At 52.3% G+C, this 22,689-nt stretch carries 11 protein-coding genes; 5 read left to right on the forward strand and 6 right to left on the reverse strand.

The features are described 5' to 3' along the window. Nucleotides 1-3: 3 nt before the first annotated feature. The 3 genes from cbiB to MEALZ_RS04650 all read right to left on the reverse strand — a co-directional run bounded on the left by cbiB (nucleotide 4) and on the right by MEALZ_RS04650 (nucleotide 3,651). Nucleotides 4-897, reverse strand: coding sequence for an adenosylcobinamide-phosphate synthase CbiB (cbiB, locus tag MEALZ_RS04640; protein ID WP_014147451.1), 894 nt, complete (start codon nucleotides 895-897; stop codon nucleotides 4-6). After that, nucleotides 890-1,909: an aminotransferase class I/II-fold pyridoxal phosphate-dependent enzyme gene (locus tag MEALZ_RS04645; protein WP_014147452.1), complete on the reverse strand. Its 1,020-nt coding sequence runs from the start codon at nucleotides 1,907-1,909 to the stop codon at nucleotides 890-892. The genes cbiB and MEALZ_RS04645 overlap by 8 nt, the downstream gene beginning before the upstream one ends. A gap of 98 nt (nucleotides 1,910-2,007) precedes the next feature. Next, nucleotides 2,008-3,651, reverse strand: a complete 1,644-nt coding sequence (locus MEALZ_RS04650; RefSeq protein WP_014147453.1) for an MFS transporter — start codon at nucleotides 3,649-3,651, stop codon at nucleotides 2,008-2,010. Between the two features lie 523 nt (nucleotides 3,652-4,174). Here MEALZ_RS04650 and MEALZ_RS04655 point away from each other — a divergent pair. Together MEALZ_RS04655 and MEALZ_RS04660 are read left to right on the forward strand one after the other, a co-directional pair. After that, nucleotides 4,175-4,573: a rhodanese-like domain-containing protein gene (locus tag MEALZ_RS04655; protein WP_014147454.1), complete on the forward strand. Its 399-nt coding sequence runs from the start codon at nucleotides 4,175-4,177 to the stop codon at nucleotides 4,571-4,573. Between the two features lie 17 nt (nucleotides 4,574-4,590). Next, the gene (locus tag MEALZ_RS04660) at nucleotides 4,591-4,836 is read left to right on the forward strand and encodes a hypothetical protein (RefSeq protein ID WP_046060988.1); all 246 of its coding nucleotides are present in this window, start codon (nucleotides 4,591-4,593) and stop codon (nucleotides 4,834-4,836) included. A 179-nt stretch (nucleotides 4,837-5,015) separates the two neighbouring features. Here MEALZ_RS04660 and MEALZ_RS04665 read toward each other — a convergent pair whose 3' ends face one another. Both MEALZ_RS04665 and treS read right to left on the reverse strand, forming a co-directional pair. After that, nucleotides 5,016-6,374, reverse strand: coding sequence for a TolC family protein (locus MEALZ_RS04665; protein ID WP_014147455.1), 1,359 nt, complete (start codon nucleotides 6,372-6,374; stop codon nucleotides 5,016-5,018). A 433-nt stretch (nucleotides 6,375-6,807) separates the two neighbouring features. Then, complete coding sequence (gene treS, locus MEALZ_RS04670; RefSeq protein ID WP_014147456.1) at nucleotides 6,808-10,170, reverse strand: maltose alpha-D-glucosyltransferase; 3,363 nt, start codon at nucleotides 10,168-10,170, stop codon at nucleotides 6,808-6,810. An 887-nt stretch (nucleotides 10,171-11,057) separates the two neighbouring features. On the opposite strand from treS, the gene MEALZ_RS04680 reads away from it, so the two are divergent. Beyond that, nucleotides 11,058-14,975, forward strand: coding sequence for a DUF3683 domain-containing protein (locus tag MEALZ_RS04680; RefSeq protein ID WP_046060990.1), 3,918 nt, complete (start codon nucleotides 11,058-11,060; stop codon nucleotides 14,973-14,975). 1,624 nt (nucleotides 14,976-16,599) lie between these two features. Here the strand turns inward: MEALZ_RS04680 and MEALZ_RS20615 are convergent. After that, the gene (locus tag MEALZ_RS20615) at nucleotides 16,600-18,591 is read right to left on the reverse strand and encodes a reprolysin-like metallopeptidase (RefSeq protein ID WP_014147458.1); all 1,992 of its coding nucleotides are present in this window, start codon (nucleotides 18,589-18,591) and stop codon (nucleotides 16,600-16,602) included. 1,050 nt (nucleotides 18,592-19,641) lie between these two features. Here MEALZ_RS20615 and MEALZ_RS04695 point away from each other — a divergent pair. Continuing rightward, nucleotides 19,642-21,345 (forward strand): type I secretion system permease/ATPase, encoded by a 1,704-nt coding sequence (locus MEALZ_RS04695; protein ID WP_014147459.1) that lies wholly within the window; start codon nucleotides 19,642-19,644, stop codon nucleotides 21,343-21,345. Nucleotides 21,346-21,360: 15 nt separating this feature from the next. After that, nucleotides 21,361-22,686, forward strand: a complete 1,326-nt coding sequence (locus tag MEALZ_RS04700) for an HlyD family type I secretion periplasmic adaptor subunit (RefSeq protein ID WP_014147460.1) — start codon at nucleotides 21,361-21,363, stop codon at nucleotides 22,684-22,686. Nucleotides 22,687-22,689 lie beyond the last annotated feature (3 nt).

Raw genomic sequence — 22,689 nt, forward strand, 5'->3', positions numbered from 1 at the left:
TGATCAAGACAGCAAGAAACCAACGGCCAATAGGCCGAGGATCGTAAAATCAATGGGTGTTTTCATGGACAAGGCTTTCGATAGCGTGGTTTTAGTGACCGGCACGATGGCATCGCCCAGAGCCGGTTTGGTTTTCAGCCGGCCATGGTACATCGCATCGCCGCCCAATGCCACGCCCAAGGCGCCCGCCATCGCGGCGATCGGCCGGCCGGCATTGGGGCTTTCCAGTTTATCGGCGTCCCGCCATAAGCATTGCCAAGCCCGTTTTTTATCGGACGACACTAAAATGATCAACAAGGCCGTCAAACGGGCCGGGATGAAGTTGGCGAGATCGTCAAGTTTGGCGGCGACTCGGCCGAAATGAAGATAGCGGTCGGTTTTATAGGCGATCATCGAATCCAAGGTATTGACGGCTTTGTAAACGGCCAAGCCCGGTAGGCCGAATAAGACCAAATAAAACAGAGGCGCGATGACGCCGTCGCTGAGGTTTTCGGCCCAAGTTTCAATCGCCGCCTTATAGACCTCGCTATCGCTCATCGTTTCGGTATCGCGGCTCACCAGGTAACGCAAGGCTTGCCGGGGCTGCTTTGAGGTCAACAGTTCCGATACGCTGGCATGGAGCATGTGCATCGCAAGCCCCATTGATGCGATGACGGCCAAAACGGGTAGGGCGAGCCAATACGGTAATTGTTGGCAGGCGTAAACGATCGAGAGGCTTACGATCAGGGTCAAGGTCAATAGACTGGCGATCAATATCGCGCCTGATCGAATATTGTCGCGGTAATAACGCCCTTCGTACCCTTCGATAAAGCGGCCCATCAGCACGACCGGGTGGGTCGTGCGGAATTCGCCGAAACGCAGGTCGATCAAATAGGCCAGCGCCGCCAATTCAAACATGTTGCAAACACTCGGCAAGCCGGGCGATCGATTCGGCATCCTTAACCGCGAAGCGCACATACCGCTTATCCAGGCCTTCAAAATTGTCGCACACGCGAATCAAGATTCGCGCCTTTTCCAGGTGACGCTGCAAGGCATGGCCGTCGATTTTCGCCAAACGGACGAGGATAAAATTGGCTTGGCTCGGATATACCCGGTCGAACAGTTTGGAATCCTCCAGCATTTGCCTCAATGATTCGCGAAGCTGTGTTGTTTGCCTGCGCGTGTTGTCGGCGAAGGCATCGTTATAAAGGGCTTGATGCATGTAGGCGATATCGAAACTCGACAGTTTCCACGCCGGCTCAAGTCGTTGCAATTTTGTGATTGCGGTTTTCTCGGCGGCGACGAAACCGATGCGGACGCCGGCGCTGCCGTAAAACTTACTCAAGGACTTGATCAGGTAAAGGTTCGGGATTTGGCCTATTCTGTCGGCGATACTGGTCGTGGCGGCGGCAGGGCAGAAGTCCAGAAAAGACTCGTCGATCAGGATCGTGCATCGAGCGGCCTGCCATTGGGCCAGTAGCTCGTGCAGGTCGTAAAGCGCGCCGTCGGGCGTGGCCGGATTGACGAAAATGACGGTGCTGTGCGGCGGAATTTCCGTTTGTTCAAAACGTCCGAAACGGTCGATGCAACGGATGCGGCAATCTAATTGCCGCGCGATGCGCGCATATTCGACATACATCGGCGTATAAAGTACGACCTCTTCGGGATGGAGTCGGCGCAATAACGCAAAAATCGCGGCACTCGCGCCGTTGAAGGGTTCCAGGTCGGTGTCGTTCGGCAACGGGTAGCGATAGCGAAGCGCTTCTTTTAAGGCACTGTAATCGGGATCGGCATAAGGCGACGGGTCGAATTGCAACGTGCGCCAGTCGATGGCCTGGACGGGATTGATGTTGGCTGAAAAGTCCAATACCTGATCCGACCGGCAACCGATGCGTTCGGCAAAACCGTAAATATTACCGCCGTGTTTCATTCAGCAATGCGTATCGTGCGAAGTCAAAAACCGGTTATTTTAAACCAAACGGGGCGTCGGGGGGAGAATATCGGCGGATTCCCTCCGCGGTAGCCCAATCAACTGCGATCTTTCAAGAAGGTGCGCCGGGCGATAAAAATCGCCGACAACGGCATCGCCAGTCCCAAAAACATCACGATGAAAAATAAGCTGCCTAATTGGCTGTAATCGGCGGCGGTGACGATTAAACCAGTTGTCGGGTCTTTGATTTCGCGGCTGATCACGAACACTTGATTGAGCGCCTTGGTCAGTAATTGAGACAGCGATAGCGCCAAGTTGACGAATGCGGCCATGACTGCGAAATAGGTCGCCTTGAGTCTAGGCGGTGCGGAGTTGGCGATCCAGGCCAGCATCGGAATCATCGCGATCTGTCCGAGGGGAGATTCCAGCGCGGTATCGATCAAGGCAATGAAGCGCGCATCGACCACGCCGCCGGTATGGGCCTGGGTCCATTCATGAAAGCCGTAAAACAGCGCGATATTCGGTAAATACAGCGCACTCAACGCTATCGTCAAGACCGCAATCACATGGGTAATCGGGCGTTCGGCCATGAAGCGCCGGAATAGAAACATGCCGAACAGAGTCAGTCCGCTCGTGAGTAACGATAGTTGCGCAAGAAAGTGTTGATCGAAGGCGAGCACATCGATCATCCACCACGTTTCGCCTGCGCCGGTCGTCGGCACGGCCCGAAAGGCGAATATCACGAAAGCGATGCCGTACAACTGATTGCGCTGGGTGGGTTCCAAGTCCAGCGTCAGGCGCCAAATCAAAAAAATGACGATAGCCAGCGAACCGATGAAGACGATCGCATCGCTATTCGGAATATCGCTCAAGCCCATCAAGACCGCGAACAACACGAAACCGAGTCCGCCGCCGAGAATCCACCAGTTGATTTCGGGCAATTCATCGTCGGGTCGGGCCAGCAAGCGGTCAATGTCTTCGAGTTCATAACCTTGCGCCGCCAAGCGCCATTCCTGTTGAGATCGGAGATAGGCGGACAGCAAAACCCCGGCTATCGAAATCAAGGGTATGACCAAGGCCCAACGATAAACCGTCAAATACACCGCCGCTTTTTCGGCGTCGTCCATCAAGTGTACGTCATCGAACAGAATGACATTGGTGGCCGCAACCAGCATCGACCCGCCGATAATGGCGACTCGGCCCAAGGTCTGCATCGTCGTGTGCGCCAATTTGATTTGCGCTTCGGGTAGCTGCCTGCCTTGTTCGTCGAAACGCGGCACCGCTTCGACCGTCATCGCATCGGCCACGGTATCCTGAACGACATAACCGATCGGCGCCAGTAATACCGATAAGACAAACCAGGTTTCGGCGGGCAGGATATGCGTCATGAATTCCCGGTCAGCCAAGAGATTGATCATGATCAGCAAGCTAGCCGCGATCAGCGCCGCGCCGAGATAGATCAACTTGGCTTTATGCCGCCACAGCAAATCGACCAGATGCCCGACCGGCATTTTTAGCGCCCACGGCAGCATTATCCAGAAGCCCAGCATGGCCAAAAACTCGGCCGACAAGCCGAGATAGTCTTTGACGAAAAAGGTTCCGACGATGCCGGTCAAGCCGGATACGCCGGCTGCCAGATAGACCATTAACGGCGGAACATAGCTAAGGCGCATTTGTCGAGCCAGATCGTAAACATTGCGGTCCAGCCAGTTTTGCCATTGGCGGTTCGGTTTTGTATTCATAAGTTCATTGTCGATGAGTGAGACGTTATGCAATGCTTAATCCTAACCCGGACTAGCCCGAAGCCAAAGCGGAAATCGTTTTCGCCATAAAAGTAAAAACAATAGAGACTTAGATCCTTGTGGGAGCGACGCCTTCGTCGCGATATCGAAGCCGAGGTCGTTTACGTGATCCATATCTTTTTCGAAGCCTGCAACGTTTAGCCGCCTTTTTTCGGAGCTTGGCGTTGCGGCTTCGATTCCGTTGTTCGTTTTTTAGCATTGTCGTCTTCGACGATCGCGATCTGGGGATCGCTCCCACAGCACTAATCATCCTTGTTACTTGTTTCAACTCAAGCGGGATATCCGGTTTCGCAACGCTGGAGCGTTGCGGGCTGCATTCCAACGCAGAGCGTTGGAACGATAAGGTGAAAAGACAATGCGGAGCGCCGAAAGCCTAGTAATACCTGTTATTTGAAACCGCTTCGCGTCCAGCCTGGTTTTTATGGTTAAATGCCGTTTTCCTTATGTTATTGGGGCATTGTTTATGAAATTCCGAATCTTGACTAAGAAAACATTGTTATTTTCGATCATGGTTATTGCTATCGTCGCCGGTTGCGCCTTTCAAAAACCTGATTATTTGACCATGATCAGTGCTGATGAACTCAATCGAATCATGCAAAATGAGTCTATTGTTTTAATCGATGTTCACATTCCCGAGCAGCAGCATATCAAGGGGACTAATCTTTTCATTCCTTACAACGAGGTTGAGCGATACCAAGATAAATTGCCTGCCGATAAAAATACCGCTCTTTATTTGTATTGCGAAGGCGGACCTATGGGCAATGCGGCCGCGCGGTCTCTCTATGAACTAGGCTATCGTAATTTGTACAATCTTGAGGGCGGAGCTAAAGCTTGGCGGCAAGCGGGGTTGGCGTTTGAATGAGGGGGTGTTAGTTAGCGGTGAGCAGTAAGCAGTTAGCGGAAAGAGGAAAGAGGAAAGAGGAAAGAGGAAAGAGGAAAGAGGAAAGAGGAAAGAGGAAAGAGGAAAGAGGAAAGAGGAAAGAGGAAAGAGGAAAGAGGAAAGAGGAAAGAGGAAAGAGGAAAGAGGAAAGAGGAAAGAGGAAAGAGGAAAGAGGAAAGAGGAAAGAGGAAAGAGGAAAGAGGAAAGAGGAAAGAGGAAAGAGGAAAGAGGAAAGAGGAAATTAGCGCTTGACAAATGGATTAAATGCCGCATCATTTCACCGCTCACCGCTCACCGCTCACCGCTCACCGCTCACCGCTCACCGCTCACCGCTCACCGCTCACCGCTCACCGCTCACCGCTCACCGCTCACCGCTCACCGCTCACCGCTCACCGCTCACCGCTCACCGCTCACCGCTCACCGCTCACCTCCAACTCCCCAGCGCTTTTTTAAGCTCGGCTTCGGCGCGTAGCGCGTCGAAACGTGCCGCGATATCGCGTGAATGCGCTTTGTCGCGTGCGACTTCGGCTTCGATATAGCGCGTGACCGTGGCCGCGCCGGCTTGGCGTTGTTGGTTGACCAAGCGCAAGGCTTCCTCGGCCGACGCGATGGCCACTCGCGTCACATTGAGACGCGCCAGCGCTTCCCTGAATTTTAAATGCGCGGTTTTGACTTCGTTTTCGATAGCGAGCTTGGTCTGGGTATGCGCTTTTTGCGCTTCGTTCAATTGATGTTCGGCTTTTTTAACGGCTTCGCTGGTACCGAAACCGTTGAACAAATCCATTTCGACCATGACGCCGGCCGTGACATTGTCGCGGTTAGTGGAAAAATCGATATTCTTGCTGTCCGAGCCGTAGCTGACATACGCATTCGCGCGCGGCAGATGCGCGCCTTTGGCCGCGCTCAATTTGCGTTCGGCGATTTCGATTCGTTTGTAAGCCGCGGCGATTTCCGGACGCTCCTTGATGGCGCGGTTGAGTATATCGTCGAACGCTTCATGATTTTCCGGAATTTGTAGCGCCGCCGAGACTTGCTCGAATTCGAATGATTCGTCGGCATTAAGGCCCAGCAGCGTTTTGAGTCCGGTCCGAGTCAGTTCGATCGCATTCGCGGCTTGAATCTCGGCGTCTTGGGTTTCGGCCAATTGCACTTCCAACGATAAGACATCGGATTTCAATAGCGCGCCGGCTTCGTATTGGTTTTTGCTTTGCCGCAGTTCGCTGTCGACCGCCTTGATAGAATTCAAAGCGACTTTATGCGCCTCGGAGCTTGCCAACAGGCCGTAATAGGTCGAGGTCACCGCTTCGATCAATCGATTGCGGACCGCCGACTCTTGCAATTCTGCCGCTTCGACGCCGAGCTCGGCGGCCTTGGCCGCTTGATAGTCTTGGCCGCCGCGAAACAGCGAATAAGTAGCGACGACTTCGGGACGGTAATTATCGGTTCCGCCCGGTTGATTGAAATTGGTAGTACCGTCGAGATTCAGCCGCCGCTGAGATATGATCATGCCGAACGCGCGCGAGGGATTGTCGGTATGTTCGTAAGACATGCGTATTTGAGCTTGCGGGTAAAACGCGGCAAATGCTTCGCCCAATTGCGCTTGAGCCTGTCCGATACGCTCATGAGCGATTTGCAAATCCGGATTGTTTTGCAATGCAAGCGATATGGCGTCTTCCAAGGTATAAGTCGGCCGGCGTTCGAGTTCCGAGGATTGCGCGTAAGCATGCGCTTGCGGCAGTATCAATAAGCAAGCCAGAACGGCAGTTTTGGTCAATTCAAGCATAATGGCTTTCCGTTAAGGTAATGTGAATCATGCCGGCTAGTATATAAGAAAATACTAATATTAAATAGGTTTTAGAATCGAGTCGATAATACCGCATCATAAGCGTAATTATTTACATCCACCTATCGTTTCCACGCAGAGCGCTCACCTTTATAAATAAGTCAAAAATTACCCTTTTGCAACCTTAACCAATGAGACCTCGATACCATTTATTGTCACTTAACACACCACCTAACGCTAGGCGATTCGCGTAGGGTACGCTGTGCGTACCATGGTAACCCTGCGATGTTCATGTGCCAGCCGAACCGTCAGTGCACAGCTTTGGTACGCGCAGCGTACCCTACAATTTATCTATAATGATGAGTGCAGAGCGTGGGAACGATAATTGCCAGGGGACTGAATAGCTATTCATAAACTGCTGATGCCGAGGATATCACTCGGCTTCTATTCTCGTCTGCAATACTAGGATATTATTAATTTCAATGGCTATTTTTTCCGGAGAGTCGCTAAAATCATCGCGTAGTCCGCAAAACGCCTTTTCGAGTAGAAACAGGTCGATCAGACCGCGCGGAGCTGCATTTTTTGCAAACAAGTCGCTATTGCTTACCGCTTCATCATAAGCGGCGAGGAAGACATATTTAACCTCGGTTTCCCAGTCCCGCATCATGGGTTCTAGTTTGGCGATATCATTGGGCCGTTCAACGCTGGCGAGCGTCATGGCTTTATGGGCCGCATGATTCAAGGATCTTAGCACATCCGCCACATCTCTTAACGGCGAATGTTTTTGGTGCCGGTCGACGCGTAATTGCGCCGGATCGCTCTCAAAGTCGGTAAATAAAAAATCGTTTTCGGTCAGTAGCACATGCCCCAAATGAAGATTTCCATGATAGCGGATTTTAATTCCTCTTACCGGTTCGGAAAGACAAGCTTTCATTCGCTCAATCAGCGCCTCGCGTTGTTCGAGTACAGGGCGTAGCGCCGTTTGAACCGCTTCATCAAGCTCGTTCAGGCGATGTTCGAGTGAATCCAGCGTTGATGCCGCTTCGGTTTGCGCTTGACACACCCAGTCCGATAGGTCGTCATCGCTGACCGGTTCGGGGTCGAAAGCGGGATTGTCAGTTACCGTGCCCAATGCCTGATGCAGTTCGCCTGTGCGTCGACCGAGCGTTTGAATGAGCATGAGATAGGCGCTATGCTTCTCTGCGGCAAGACAAGGCACAGGTTCCGTCGTGAGACATTCTTCCAGGAATCTTTCCAAATAATCGAGCGTGTAGCTCCAGCCGTCGCCCTGGTTTTTGACATAGCCTTGCAGCACGGCAAGGGTCATGGCATCGCCATTCTCGGCCTGATACTCTATGCCACCGGCGATGGGCGGCGTATTACGGAATTTTGCCGTATTGTTCAAAAAGCAACCTATTTCAATTTCCGGATGGCGTCCGATTTGAAGGCGTCTATAGCCTTTTAAAAATAACCGATTGTTCAGGGCGACGGTCGTTTTATTATCTTTCGTATGCGGTGGTTGTGCGGCTAGCTGGTCCATCTCTTTCTCTGCAACACATTCGTCAAACGCCTCGGTCGGCGAACAGCGGATGATTCCTTGCTCGCATGCGAATGTTCGGCCGGCGCCTATAGCCTGAACCAGTGCTTGGCAAAAAGTCTCGTCGGCAAATGCATCGCCTAAAATGCCCACTTGAGATTGCTGGCGCACCTTAGCCACTGTGAAAGGCGTCAAATCATGTAAGCGTTTCAGATCGTGATTTTCCCATGCCAGCGCGAGCGGTAAAAAACAATGAAAAGGTTCGCCGGACTTTTGTTCGACACGGGCTAGGGTGAGTAACCATGTATTGTTTTTCGGTCCCCATTCGGCATAATCGCTAATATGCACACGGTCAAGCGATTCGCTGCTGATTTCACGATGCCAGTTTTGTGCGGCGACAAAGCCCGGTAACGCGTTTTCTTCGAGTTGAGTGCGCGCTTTTTTCGACATGGCAATACGCCAGGATTCGTCTTGGTTTCGAAAAAAACTGTGCCAGCCGTCGAATAGCACTAGCGTCGGTAACTCCTCGGGTAATAAGTGCTCTTCGTGCCAGGCCGGCACATCTTCGCTACGGGCCAGCCGGAACCAATAATAATTATAGCCGGGCAGGGTAAGTAGGTAAGGTAATTCGCCGATAGGCGGAAAAGTCGTATGTCCGAGCATTTCCACCGGCACGCATCCTTTATAGGCCGAAAGGTCAAGTTCGACCGCTTGCGCGGCCCGCGACAAGTTGCTTACGCATAGGATGATGTCGTCTTCGTATAACCTCAGGTAGGCGAGGATTTTGCGATTGCCGGGATGTAAAAAAACCAGTTCGCCGCGTCCGAATGCCTGGTGATTTTTTCGCAAAGTCAAAACATGCTTCATCCAATTGAGTAACGAGGAACGGTCGCGCGACTGCGCCTCGACATTGACCGCCCCATAGCCATAGATCGGGTCCATGATCGGGGGCAAATATAGGCGCTGCGGGTCGGCGCGGGAGAAACCGCCGTTACGATCGGGACTCCATTGCATTGGGGTCCTGACGCCGTTGCGGTCGCCAAGGAAAATGTTGTCGCCCATGCCGATTTCGTCTCCGTAATAAATGATGGGCGAGCCCGGCATGGATAGCAGCAAGCTGTTCATCAGTTTGATTTTATCAAGCTCGTTATCCATCAGCGGGGCTAGTCGGCGCCGAATTCCGACGTTAAGTCGCGCGCGAGGGTCGCTGACATACATCTGATACATATAATCGCGTTCTTTGTCGGTGACCATCTCCAGGGTCAATTCGTCATGATTGCGCAGGAATATGGCCCATTGACAGTTTTCGGGAATCGTCGGAGTCTGCCGCATGATATCGACGAGAGGATGGCGGTCTTCTTGCGCGATAGCCATGTAAATTCGAGGCATGAGCGGGAAATGATAGGCCATGTGGCACTCGTCGCCGTCACTGAAATAATCCCGGACATTTTCCGGCCATTGATTGACTTCGGCGAGAAACACGCAATGCGGATAGTGTTCATCGACGATCGCACGCATTTGTTTGATCACGTCATGCGTTTCCGGTAAGTTTTCGTTGTTGGTTCCCTCTCGGACGCATAGATAGGGAATGGCGTCCAGGCGCATGCCGTCAACGCCTTGATCCAACCAGAAACGCATCAATTTGATGACTGCTTTGACGACCTGCGGGTTATTGAAATTGAGATCCGGCTGGTGAGAAAAAAAGCGATGCCAGTAATAGGCATGAGCCTCATCGTCCCAAGTCCAATTCGATTTTTCGGTATCCTCGAAAATAATTCGCGTTTCGGGGAATTTTTGGTTGGTTTCGCTCCAAATATAAAAGTCGCGCTTGCCGGAACCCGGCGGCGCTTTTTTCGCAGCTTGAAACCACGCATGTTGGTCCGATGTGTGATTGATCACCAGTTCCGTGATGACCTTGAAACCGCGGCGGTGGGCTTCTTTCATGAAACGCTTGAAATCGTCCATACAGCCGTAATCGGGATGAATGTTGCGATAGTCGGCTATGTCGTATCCGTCGTCGCGCAGCGGCGAAGGGTAAAAAGGCAGTAACCAGAGCGTGTTTACCCCGAGATCTTGCAGGTAATCGAGCTTCTGTATCAATCCTTCGAAATCGCCCATGCCGTTATTGTCGCTGTCGAAAAAAGCCTTGATGTGCAGTTCGTAAATGACGGCATCTTTGAACCACAACGGGTCGTTTTCCCAGTCCGGTTTATCGCTGTTTAACGGTTGTTCAAATTCACTGTCTTCTGTTTTAGTCATGGCCTTTTCCTGCAATAGTAAAAGGGAGTCAAAACCAACGCCCCGACGCTTACCGGTAAATATAAAACAGCCGGCGATTCGGCTCAATGCGGTTAATGACAGTTTAGCACGCGCGTGTTTATCCTAACGCGCCCGGTTGCCCTTTGCCTAGCCATAGGTGAGGGAGCGGCATCGCTATCGCAAAGGGTGATTAATGCTGTGGGAGCGATCCCTAGATCGCGATCGTCGAAGCCGATGATGCCGAAAAACGAACAACGGAATCGAAGTCGCAACGCCAAGCTCCGAAAAAATGCTGGCTAAACATTACCTGATTAGCAAGTTTCTTCAGCTAAAGCCCAAAGATCAGCATATCCTTAGCAGGACGGGGTTCGCAAGCCATGCGCGTCAAGCTAAAAACGGCCAATCCACATCACGCTCTTTCCCAAGCTCCAGCTTGGGAAAGACACACCGGAAGCTCCAGCTTCCTGAGACCGACACAACCTCCGCGCATTCTCAATCACCCCCGACCCGCTCGCTCGTTCAATCTTTCTTGATTATCGGGAAGCTAGAGCTTCCTGAACAGGTTACCCAAGCTGGAGCTTGGGTAACAGCATATTTTAGTTTTTGCGACTACGACTAACCCCAGCTCGGACACTTGGCTTCGGCAAGCTGAAGCATCTTGCTAATCAGGAAACATTATAGGCTTCGAAAAAGATATGGATAACTTAAACGCTCCCGACTTTCCCTCACCTAGCGTTAGGAGAGGGACGACGAAGGCGTAGCTCCCACAAAAGATTACAACAAAAGGTTGCTATGCGGTCATAAATAAAAGCCATGCGGATTTTGAGTTTTTAGACCCTGCCCGCCAGTGCTACAATACAACTTTCCAACCACGCCATTACCTTAGGATGTCAGTGGATTCCGAACTCTCCCCCTTTGTTGCCGATGCGCCGTCCGAAAGGCTGCGCGAAATTCCCTATAACTATACCTCTTTTTCCGACCGAGAAATCGTCATTCGATTGCTCGGCGAAGAGAACTGGCAGATCATCGAGTCGCTACGCGGAGAACGCATGACCGGCCGTTCCGCGCGGATGCTGTTTGAAGTGCTCGGCGATATTTGGGCGGTTCAGCGTAATCCTTATCTCGAGGACGATTTGCTGAACAACCGCAAACGCCGCAAGGCTCTGCTCGACGCCTTGCGCCACCGTCTGCGGCAAATGGAAAAGCGCCATGCCGAATACGAAAACGAATATCCGGATCGAGCCCGGCGCGTGGCCTTGCTGATCGAAGCGACGCATCAGGCCGTGAACGAATTCGAGGCGCATTTCGACCGTACCCGAGAAATGCGCCGCAAGGCGCTTGCCTTGTTTTCGAAGCATACGCACAAAGACAACATCGGTTTCGACGGCTTTGCCCGCGTGTCTCATGTGACCGATGCGACCGACTGGCGGGTCGAATATCCGTTCGTCGTGTTATATCCGACCAGCGAAAAAGAAGTCGGCCAATTGGTGCGCGATTGCATCAAACTCGGCCTGACCATCATTCCGCGCGGCGGCGGCACCGGCTACACCGGCGGCGCGGTGCCGCTGACGCCTTACTCGGCCGTGATCAACACCGAAAAATTGTTGGACATGGGCCCGATCGAACCGCAATCCCAATTACCGGGCGTCGAGCAGACTTATGCGACGATACATACTGGCGCGGGCGTCGTAACGCGGCGCGTAATGGACATGGCCGAAAACGCCGGTTTGGTGTTCGCCTGCGACCCGACTTCGGCCGATGCTTCGTGCATCGGCGGCAATGTAGCGATGAACGCCGGTGGTAAAAAGGCCGTGCTGTGGGGAACCGCGCTGGATAACTTGGTATCCTGGCGCATGGTGACGCCGGACGGCAATTGGCTCGAAGTCGAGCGTATCCATCACAATTTCGGCAAGATTCACGACCAGGAACTTGTTACCTTTGCCTTGAAGCGTTTCGATGCCAAAGCCAAGGAATTGTTGTCCGAAGAGCGGCTCGAGATTCCCGGTGCGAAATTTCGCCGGGACGGCTTGGGCAAGGATGTGACCGATAAGTTTCTCGGCGGCCTGCCGGGCATACAAAAAGAAGGCTGCGACGGCATCATCACGTCGGCGCGCTGGATATTGCATAAAATGCCGGCCTATACGCGCACGTTTTGCCTGGAGTTTTTCGGTCAGGTCCGCGATTCGGTACCGGCCATCGTCGAGATTCGTGATTTTCTGGAGGCCTTGCCGAAAAGCGGTAACGACCGGGTGATGCTGGCCGGGCTCGAGCATTTGGATGAACGTTATGTCAAGGCGGTCGGCTATGCCGGCAAAGCCAAACATCGCGGTCGGCCGAAAATGGTGTTGATCGGCGACATCGTCGGCGACGACGATCATCAAGTCGCCTTGGCGGCTTCGGAAGTCGTCAGATTGTGCAATGCGCGCGGTGCCGAAGGCTTCGTTGCGGTTAGTCCCGAATCGCGCAGGACCTTCTGGCTCGACCGGGCGCGTACTGCTGCGATCGCAAAACATACCAACGCCTTTAAAATCAATGAAGACGTCGTGATACCGCTGCCGCGCATGGGCGATTATTGCGACGGCATCGAACGCATCAACATCGAATTGTCGTTGCGCAACAAACTGCGTTTGTGCGATGCCTTGATCGATTTGTTCGAAGGCGATCTACCCTTGCGTTCCTATGAGGACGGCGTCGATAAAACCGATTTGATCGGCGAACGGCGCGGTCATGCCTTGATGGTGGTCGCCGAAGTTCGCGAGCGTTGGCAATGGCTCTATGATAATTTGGACTTGCCGTTGCCGCAGGCCGAGGCCCTGTTTTCCCAATACGGCATCGTTGCCGGCGAATTGACCAACCTGACCGAGCAGCCGACCTTGTTTCACCGACTGCAGGATTATTCGCTGATGGTATCCTGGAAACAGGAATTGCTGCCGCGCCTGAAAGAGATATTCGTCGGCGACAATTTCCGGCCGGTCGTCGAGCGCATCGAGGCGACGCATAAAGATGTGCTGCGAGGACGGGTATTCGTGGCGTTGCACATGCATGCCGGCGACGGCAACGTGCATACCAATCTGCCGGTCAACTCCGATAATTATGAGATGCTGCAAGAAGCCAACGCGGCAGTGGCGCGCATCATGGCCTTGGCGCGCTCTTTGGGCGGCGTGATTTCCGGCGAGCACGGCATCGGTATCACCAAATATGAATTCCTGACTGACGAAGAATTGGCCGGTTTCCACGATTACAAACAGCGCATCGACCCGGAAGGCCGCTTCAATCGCGGTAAATTGATGCCCGGTTCCGATCTGAGTTCGGCTTATACGACCTCGTTCAATCTGATGGGCTTCGAGTCGCTGATCATGCAACAAAGCGACATCGGCGCGATTTCCGATTCGGTCAAGGATTGTTTGCGTTGCGGTAAATGCAAGCCGGTATGTTCGACGCATGTGCCGCGCGCGAATCTATTGTATTCGCCGCGTAATAAAATTCTGGCGACGTCGCTGTTGATCGAGGCCTTTCTGTACGAAGAACAGACCCGGCGAGGCATTTCGATCACGCACTGGAAGGAATTCGAAGACGTCTCCGATCATTGCACGGTGTGCCATAAATGTTTCAATCCATGCCCGGTTGATATCGATTTCGGCGATGTGTCGATGAACATGCGCAATCTATTGCGCAAAATGGGCAAGCAAAGCTTCAACCCGGTCAAGACCGCGGCGATCGCGTTTCTGTCGACCGGCCGGCCGAGTAGCGTCAAGCTGATGCGCAAACTATTGATCGAATGGTCTTATAAAGCGCAGCGCTTGGGTAACTTTTTTCTCAGGCCATGGGGTAGGGCGCAGCTCAAGCGGCCGCCGTCGTCGACCGGCAAGCCGGCGATGAAAGAGTATGTGATTCATTTCACGAACCGGAAAATGCCCGGCAAGTTGCCGTCGAAAACGTCCAGAGCCCTGCTTGGCATCGAAAGCGATCAAATCGTGCCGATCATCCGCGACCCGAACAAGACCCGAACCGATTCCGAGGCGGTGTTTTATTTTCCCGGTTGCGGTTCCGAGCGCTTGTTTTCCCAAGTCGGTCTTGCGACGCAGGCGATGCTCTATGAAATCGGCGTGCAGACCGTGCTGCCGCCGGGTTATTTATGCTGCGGTTTTCCGCAGCGCGCGGCCGGCCAGTTCGACAAGGCGCAGCAAATCACGACCGACAACCGCGTGTTGTTTCACCGGGTTGCGACTACGCTCAATTATCTCGATATCAAGACCGTCGTGGTCAGTTGCGGCACCTGCCTGGATCAATTGGTCGATTACGAATTCGACAAGATTTTTCCCGGTTGCCGCATGATCGACATTCACGAATATCTGCTCGAGAAAGGCGTGAAACTGGAGGGCGTCAACGGCCGTCGTTATTTATACCACGACCCTTGCCACAGTCCGATGCAACAACAGGATGCGATGAAGACCGTCAACGGTCTGCTCGGCGCGCCGGTCAATAAATCCGAACGTTGCTGCGGCGAATCCGGAACCTTAGCGGTCGCGCGCCCCGATATTTCGACACAGGTGCGTTACCGTAAATCGGTCGAACTGCACCGCGACACCGCGAAACTCCGCGCCGACGATTATGACGGGCCGGTCAAGATGTTGACCTCGTGCCCATCCTGTCTGCAAGGCTTGCAGCGTTACAAGGGCGACGTCGATCAGCTCGAAGTCGATTACATCGTCGTCGAAATCGCCCGGCATGTTCTCGGCGAAGATTGGATGAAAAGCTATATCAAGCAAGCGGCCAAGGGCGGGATCGAGCGGGTGTTGGTTTGATTTTGGTTAGCGGTTAGCAGTTAGCAGTTAGCAGTTAGCAGTTAGCAGTTAGCAGGGAGCGGATGGCAGTCGCTTCTACGGGATGGGTTATTTAACTTGTCGCCAACGTTTCGGCTTGCCCTAAGCATTAAAGGGTGATGAGTACTGTGGGATCGATCCCCAGATCGCGATCGTCGAAGACGGCAAGGCCGAAAAAAGCACAACGGAATCGAAGTCGTAATGCCAAAGCTCCGAAAAAAGGCGGCTAAACGTTGCAGGCTTCGAAAAAGATATGGATCACGTAAACGTCCTCGGCTTCGACATCGCGACGAAGGCGTCGCTCCCAGTGCGCCCAGGAGGGCACAAAATCAGCAGGGTGTAAGTCCCTGTCGGCGTAAGCCATAACGTCGTAGCTGAAAGTAACTGCGTCACCGCGAGGTGGGGTGGAGAGCAACTGGAGGCAAAAGAGCAGTCCGCAGTAAAGCGAATCCGATTCGGCGGGGTAAGGCGGCGAGTCCCCTGGGAGTCGACGAAGCCTGAAAACCATCATTTACGTTGTTGTGGCAGATAAAACGATAAATGGGCCTACCTTGTGGTTGGGAGTGGAATGTTCAGAAGGTATTGTGAAGAAACTGGGGAGACCTGTTACGGAGGTGACCGTGGCAGGAGTCAGAACCCTTATATTACCGTAAGTCGAGGAAGCTCAAGGCAAGGCGAGGACAGTGTGGCACCGCTGGGAAACCAGGCGCAAACAGAGAAAACAAACACGAGCCTAAACCGAGAGGGGAAAAGATGGTAAAAGCCGGCTAGCAAAACCGGCCATAGGAAAGAAGGGTAGGAAGGTGGAAACGAGGTAGCGTTCGGTGTCACGGCCATTAAGCCAACCTCAGGTAAAAGGCTTAAAGAGGCTCAGCCGTTGAAGGGAGCCGAAGGTAACGAATCAAACCGAGTTTGCGGGCTGACGTGGTAACGCGGAGTAATGGGGTTCACCAATTAATAACACCATTGCTCACCAGCTTGTCCCGATGAGGAAACCACCGACTGGAGAGCCGTGTGCGGGAGAACCGCATGCACGGTTCGGAGGGAGGGGAGAGAAATCTTCCCTACCCCTATCAAAAGTTTATGCTGTTACCCAAGCTCCAGCTTGGGTAACCTGTCTTAGCAGGACGGGGTTTGCAACCCCGTTCTAAACGTTTTGACTTTGGCCGAAGTCAGCCGAAATGTTTAGGGCAAACCGAAACGTTGGGGACGGGTTAAATAACCCGTCCCGCAGAAGTGGCTACGACTGGCCACTGCTCGGACAGTTGGCTTCAGCAAGCTGAAGCATCTTGCTAATCAGGAAAGTTTATGCTGTTACCCAAGCTCCAGCTTGGGTAACCTGTTCAGGAAGCTCTAGCTTCCCGAAAATCAAGAAAGATTGAACGAGTGAGTCGGGTTTGATTCAGAATGTGCGGAGGTTGTGTCGGTCTCAGGAAGCTCTTGCCCTGAGCATGTCGAAGGGGGAGCTTCCGGGGTGTATTTCCTAAGCTGGAGTTTGGGAAATAGCGTGATGTGGGTTGGCCGTTTTTAGCTTGACGCGCATGGCTTGCAAACCCCGTCCTGCTAGGGGATATGCTGATCTTTGGGCTTTAGCTGAAGAAACTTGCTAATCAGGATCTATTATGGGCAAGAGAACGGTTGTGGGTCGGTAATCGGCAACGATCGGCGCGGTATGATTAACGGTTCTCGTTTGATCCGATGCGTTAGGGTGATGCTCCGGAAAGCCGCAGGGGCTCGAGTCGCACGCGCGGGGCAATAAAGGCGTTGCAAATAACGGTAACGAAGGTCCGTAGTAGCTCATGACAGTACCGAATCTCCGATCAATCCCCCAAGCATAGGAGTAAGGGAATTTGCCTGCCACGTTGGAGAACTCTCTGTCATGAACCAAGCCGAAACTGTGGCCGACTTCATGTGGGAAGGTTTCGGTACCGCAATAACTTCTCGTATTTGCGTCTTTGGACTGGCCGTCGCTAACTGTCGCGAAGGCAAAATTCGGAATGCCGCCGCCGCCATTTGCAAAACCGATATAGGCTTCGCCGCAACTACCGGACGTTTGACCATATAAGGGCCTAAACAGCAAGACCACATCGGCGCCGTATTGATTGCGTAACGCGGCAGTTCCGCTAAATGCGCCTCGATCAAAGGCTAAATCCGTTAACGCCCTGGAATTGCTGTTGCTTTCAATATAAGAGGTCGCCCGGGTATGCACTAATCTCAATTCCATCTTGATGCCCGAGTCCAGGAGGGCCTGGTTAGAAAGGTCGACCAGAAATTGAATGCGTTGCCTTGCGTATTCGGCGGTTTGTTTGCCGGTCGTGTACAAGACCATTAAATCGACAACGGTATTAGAGGTCTCATTCGGCGGATCTATGGGCTTGTCTAATGGCGTGTCGTTGGGGGAGTCTAATGCCGCCAAATATTCGGCATAGGCGGCTTCGGCGTTTTTTGCATCGGCTTCCGCGTTATCGGCAAGAGATTGTTTTCTTAGGTAAATTCTATGCAGCCGATTCGCGATTCTGGTTGCCTTTCTATGCTCGGCAAGCGTTTTTCTCAATTCGCGCCGAGCGGCTCTAAGTTCTACTCTGGCCGCCCTAAGCGTCAACCTTGCCAGTCTTATCTCTTCTCTCGATGCGTTATTCGCACGAGACTGATTCAGCGTCAATCTGGCTGCTAGACGGTTTTCCTTCGCTTGATTAAAGCTGTCACGCAAGACCTCAACTTGTCGAGTCGTTTGTTCAACATAATCTCTCTGTTGCTCATACTCCGCCAGAGCGCTTTCTGCCTCGGACGCCAATTGGTCGGCTCTTGCCCGGGCCAGTTCGGCCGACTCTTTTAATCCCTCAACGCGCAGTAACGGCTGATTGTTCATGACGGGTATCAAAGACTCGGGCGGCGGCAACATAGTATCGTGCTCATGCTGCCTGGCTTTTTGCAAGCCGGATCGCTCGAGGTCAACAAGCACCGTAAGGCCTTCGACGCTGTCGATGAGATATTCGCCGTCCGGGGTATAAACATTGCCGATAATCCCCGCCTCGCCTTGCGAAACAAAAAATCGGTAGCCTTTACCTTCCTCGGCTAGATGGCCTATCCAGGTAAGGGGGCCGTTTTGATGTTCGATTTTATTATCGTGCTCAATGTCATATTGCCCGATGGGCAAATCGAGCGTCAATCGCCCTCCAATGCTCATGGCGTTCAATTTTGCCATCGGCAAATCGATCGGCATGACCGAGCCGGGATTATAGTGCCGGTATTTGTTCGGCAGTTTTTCGGCAAAAACAGGCTCAATGACCAGCGGTTCGGAAAACGTTACATCGTCGTCGGCAACTTCGCTCCCGTTCCTGCCGGAGATGATGACTGTTTTAACATTACCTTGATCGAATTCAATAACATAATTGTAATTCTGCAGCAATTGCTCGACGGCGATTTGCCAATGATCGGCAGCCAATTTTTTCGTGATGATGTCGTCTTTGATCGCATCGTCGATTTTAAATACTATGCCGGATCGGTTCGCTATAGCCGATGCTGACTCGTGCAGGGTCTTATGTTTAATAACATGATAAATTTCGTGCGGCTCTTCCTTGATTACCGGGTCGGTCATGCCGGCGATTCCGTTAAGCGAGAAAAACAAACAGAAAAAAGCCAAACAGTTTTTTAAGGAACGAGCATGAAATAACTTAGACAACTGTCGGAAGGGGGGTTGGTGGCTCGATTGACAGGTGTCGGCGGCAGGGCAGATTTTTGCTCCTCGGCAATTGCTCCTGCATTGCCCTAATACACGCCATCCATGGCGTAATGCAAAATCTGCATTCATGCCATCCATGGCAATCTGATAGCGGCCGTCAAGCCTACATGGACGTATTCACGGCGTCCTGTCAAGCGAGTCACCAAACCGCCACAAAGCCTACTACTTGTATAAGTTATTTTGTGCATATTCCTAAGTGAATTTTCATTTCGTTCAATTTCGGCTATTTACAACAATAAACGCTCGGCAAGGCCAAGGTCGGTCGAAAACCATCAACCCCTCGTAGGTCCAGTGGCCATCTCAGCGCCAAACAAAAACATTCATTGTAATTATTCAGCATAAGTCATGTATAAGAAGGTGTCAGGCATTGATTTACCTGATTAGCAAGTTTCTTCAGCTAAAGCCCAAAGATCAGCATATCCTTAGCAGGACGGAGTTCGCAAACCATGCGCGTCAAGCTAAAAACGGCCAACCCACATCACGCTCTTTCCCAAGCTCCAGCTTGGGAAAGACACCCCGGAAGCTCCAGCTTCCTGAGACCGACACAACCTCCGCTCACTCTCAATAAGCCCCGCGACTCGCTCGTTCAATTTTTCTTGATTGTCGGGAAGCTAGAGCTTCCTGAACAGGTTACCCAAGCTGGAGCTTGGGTAACAGCATACGCTCGGCAAGGCCAAAGCCGGTCGAAAACCCTCAATCTCTTCGTAGGTCCAGTGGCCATCCCTGCGCCAAACAAAAACATTCATTCAGACAACGCAGAACACCAAAAAGCTCCATATTTTTTCAAGCATAATCGTTCTAGGCACTATGCAGCAACTAAAGTCAATTCATGCAAATAGCCTAGTATTAATCCTAAGCAAAATATGTAAAAATAGCGGATTAATATAAGGAGTCGTTAAACACAACATGAAAGTAACAGAAAAATCCGACTTAGAAGATGCGCTGAAGCTATGTAAGAGCGCTTTTCTATCCGCAGCCGGTTTCAGCATGCTCATCAATTTTCTAATGATTACCCCGTCGATATACATGCTGCAGGTTTACGACAGAGTGGTTTCAACCGGAAATAAATCGACATTAGTGATGCTCACGCTAATCGTCTTGGGTCTTTATGTTACGCTAGCGGCCCTGGAATGGGTCAGGTCGCAAATATTGGTTCGGGTCAGTACGCGCCTGGAAACCCTGCTCAACCAGCGATTGTTTCAGGTGGCATTCAAGCAAGCGCTCTTGTCCGGCGGACAAAGAGCCACGACTCAACCCTTGGACGATTTGACCGGTTTGCGCCAGTTTTTAACCGGCAACGGTTTATTCGCATTTTTCGATGCGCCGTGGATGCCGTTTTATCTCGGTTTACTCTTTTTGTTTCACCCCTTATACGGATGGTTTTCGGTGGTCACGGCGATTTTGTTATGCTTGGTCGCCCTAGCTAACGAAAAAGTCACGTCAAAAACCTTGAGCGAAGCCAATACTACAAACATCGCCACTCGCGGCATGCTCCAGAAAAATCTACGCAACGCCGAAGTTATCGAATCGATGGGCATGCTGGGTAACATTCGTCGACGCTGGATGAGTGGCGCTGTCAAAATGTTAGACCTGCAAGCCGTCGCCAGTTCGCGCGCGGGTATACTGACCTCGTTATCAAAGTTTATTCGCATATCGTCCCAATCATTGATCTTGGGTTTAGGGGCTTACCTTGTCATCGAGCGCGAAATTTCCCCTGGCTTGATGATTGCAGGTTCCATTCTGATGGGGCGGGCACTAGCGCCTATCGATTTGATGATCGGCACCTGGAAAGGATTTATCAATGCCCGAGACCAATATGGCCGTTTGAACGCCATCTTGTTGCAAATTCCCGCCGATAGCGAACGCATGCAACTGCCCGACCCTAAAGGCAATATTCAACTGGAAAATGCGGTTGTCGTACCGCCGGGCTCCAAAACACCCGCTCTTAAGGGCATCAATGTCACCATTGATTCCGGCGATATCGTTGGTATCATAGGCCCGAGCGGCGCCGGAAAATCGACCATGGCTCGTGCCGTGTTGGGTATCTGGCCTACAGCGAATGGCGCGATACGGCTGGATGGCGCCGAGGTCTTTCAATGGGATCGCGAACATCTTGGCGGATTTATCGGCTACCTGCCGCAAGACATCGAATTATTTGAAGGCACCATCAGCGAAAACATCGCCCGTTTCGGAGAGATCGATTCGCAAAAAGTGGTCGAGGCCGCGAAAATGGCCGATGTCCACGAACTGATACTCCAACTCCCGGAAGGATACGACACCGTGATTGGCGCCGGCGGCGGCACGCTTTCCGGAGGCCAGCGCCAAAGGATCGGCTTGGCGCGCGCGATATACGGCAATCCGGTTTTAGTCGTTCTCGACGAACCCAATTCCAATCTCGACGATCAAGGCGAAAGCGCCTTGGAAAAGGCATTGATGCAGCTGAAACAGAAAAATACCACTGTCCTGATTATTACCCACCGTAAGAACGTGCTGGATAAAGCCGATAAGTTATTGATCCTGAAAGACGGCGTCTTAGCGGCCTATGGCCCTAAAAATCAGGTGCTCGCCCATTTGCAACAACAGGCAAGTTCTGCCGCTGCAAAATCATAAAGAATGACACACCCTATGAGCGAAAATTCCGCATTAATTAACGCCGAACCCACGGCCTTACATACCGACGACAAACCGATTCGCCTGATTGGCGCTATTATCGTCCTGGCGACATTCGGGGTATTCGGCGGCTGGGCGTTTTTAGCGCCTTTAGACAGCTCCGCCCTCGCGACCGGAGTCGTCGTGGTCAAATCCTACAAAAAGACCGTGCAACATCTCGACGGCGGCATTGTAGACCGAATTCTGGCCCAAGACGGCGACCTGGTCCAAGCGGGGCAGTTGCTGGTAATCCTGGACGATACTCAAATCAAGGCTCAACTTGGCATCGCCTACAGCCAAAAAATCGCCTTGGCCGCACAAGTCGCAAGGCTTGAGGCAGAGCGAGACCTGCTTCCCGAAATCGTCTTTCCCGACTTTCTCGAAACGCCGGTCGACCCTAGAGCAATAGAAGCGACCCAAGCCGAGCGCAACGTCTTTCGTGCCCGAAAAAATGCCTACCAAGGCGAAATTGCCGTGCTGGAACAGCGAATCGGACAAATCAAAAGCAAGATCAACGGCTTAAGAAGTCAGATTGCCAGCAAACAGATTTTAGTCAAATCCTATGCCGAAGAGATCAAAGACTTACAGGAATTGCTGGCGGAAGGCTTTGCCGATCGGCAACGCCTGCGCGACCTTGAGCGCAGCCATGCTCAGCAAACCGGCGAAATTGCTCAATTACAGTCTGAAGTGGCAACCAATGAAATACAGATTAGCGAAACCCGTTTACAAATACTGCAAACCCAAAAACAATTTCAACAAGATGTCGTCACCAAACTGAGCGAAGCCAAGGCCGCATTAAACGACGCCGAAGAAAGAGTCACCGCCAACCGGGACAAACTCGATCGGATTGCGATCAAAGCGCCGGCGACCGGCATGGTTTTAGGGCTATCGGTGCATACCGAGGGCGGCGTCATCGTCCCCGGAGATCCGATCCTGGACATCGTTCCGAAAGACGTCGAACTGATTATCGAAGCCAGAGTATCGCCGCTCGATATCGACAGAGTCAGCGTCGGCTTACAGTCGGAAGTGCGTTTTAGCGCATTCAAGCAAGCGACGACGCCAAAAATGGAAGGCAAGGTTATCCATCTGTCCGCCGACAGTTTTATCGATGAAAGAACCGGAGAATCCTATTATCAGGCGCATATCGAGCTGACTCCGGAAAGTCAAATAGATCTGGGCGAGCTGCAATTGTTGCCGGGCATGCCGGTAGAAGTGCTCATCAACACGGGTGAGCGAACCTTGGTTGAATATCTGTCGCAACCGATCACCAATGCCATTGCGCGCTCATTCATTGAAGATTAACCC

It is taken from the genome of Methylotuvimicrobium alcaliphilum 20Z (genome assembly GCF_000968535.2).
Lineage (GTDB): Bacteria > Pseudomonadota > Gammaproteobacteria > Methylococcales > Methylomonadaceae > Methylotuvimicrobium > Methylotuvimicrobium alcaliphilum.